The sequence below is a fragment of the Treponema sp. R6D11 genome, from assembly GCF_054786075.1.
Genome location: NZ_BDHD01000346.1, coordinates 1 through 1,316, shown reverse-complemented (window position 1 = coordinate 1,316; position 1,316 = coordinate 1). Strand labels below are relative to the sequence as shown.

Here is a 1,316-nt window from a genome sequence, read left to right as displayed (position 1 = left end):
ACATAGATGCCTCTCATTACCCCAATACCTCTCTCTGCTTCCCCAAATAAGCCGCCTCTGCCGAAATCATATTAGCGACTCTTTGCTCAAGTGCAGTTCCCTTAATCAAGAGTGAAACCTTCGCCCTTATCAGGCTCGGTTGAGTATACATATCAGGTCGATATTCAAATTCAGACAGATTCCAGCCTGTTTTTGACAAAATTTCCACGCCAAACCGCTTTTTTGCCCATTTTGCCATATAAATTTGCGGTATAGCGATACTCCTCCTTAATCAAAGATACAGTACATATTAAGCATTTGCAAGGGGTGTTTTGGGTGAAAACCATTGATTTTACCTATCGATCCTGTATACGACATCATACCTCTCAACAGCCAGAAAATTACACGTTTTACCCATTTTTCCCTGTGCCGGAGCACCCTACATTTTGAGCATAAATCTTTTTATGTAAGGAGAGCAGTAAATGGGAAGACAAGAAACGACAAGCGACACTGGGCGTTACTCGCTCATGGAAGAATCGGTGCTTTTGCGTATCGAGCAGCTTAAAATGGGGCTGCTGCAACTCACTGACGCCACTACCGCGGAAAGGCTGCTTAAGCGGTTCGGCAAGGACATCAGGTACATAGCTCCCTGGAAAAAATGGATCGTCTGGAATGACGCTTATTGGGAGGCTGACAGCGGGGGCGCGTTGATCCACACGAAGGGTTTGGAAATCGTGCGGAATATCTACGCCGAGATTTACAAAACCGCCGATCACCGGGAACGGATGGAAATTGAGAAATACGCCGTCAAGAGCGAGTCCACCAGGCAGAGGGAAAATTTCGTCAGGGCTGCGCGGTATATTCTCGAACTTAACGCTTCGGTTGACGACCTTGACCGCGACCCCTGGCTGCTGAACGTGGAGAACGGCATTTTCGATTTGCGGACGGGGGAACTGCTGCCCCACCGCCAGGAAGACATGATCACCAAGATTGCAAGGGCGCGGTACGACCGGGACGCCGACTGCCCCAAGTGGAAACAGTTTATCCGTGAAATCATGGGCTACAAGGGGGATTTGATTTCCTTCCTCCAGACGGCGGCGGGGTGGGCGGTCAGCGGGGACATCAGCGAGCAGTCCATGTTCATCCTCTACGGGACGGGGGCGAACGGCAAAAGCACCTTCCTCAACGTGATTATGCACATTCTGGGGGATTACGCCGTTACCACTTACGCCGAAACGTTTATGAAGCGGAACAACGAAACGCTGACCAACGACATCGCCCGCCTGCGGGGGACGCGGTTTGTGGCCACTACGGAAACGGAGCAGGGGAAGCGGCTG

Annotated in this window: 2 protein-coding genes; one reads left to right on the top strand and one right to left on the bottom strand. The window is 51.0% G+C overall.

From position 1 onward, the window contains the following. Positions 1 to 16: 16 nt before the first annotated feature. Complete coding sequence (locus ACYVTD_RS12980) at positions 17 to 238, bottom strand: hypothetical protein (RefSeq protein WP_461248163.1); 222 nt, start codon at positions 236 to 238, stop codon at positions 17 to 19. A 223-nt stretch (positions 239 to 461) separates the two neighbouring features. On the opposite strand from ACYVTD_RS12980, the gene ACYVTD_RS12975 reads away from it, so the two are divergent. Beyond that, the coding region (locus ACYVTD_RS12975) for a DNA primase family protein (RefSeq protein WP_461248162.1) at positions 462 to 1,316 on the top strand (855 nt) is incomplete at its 3' end.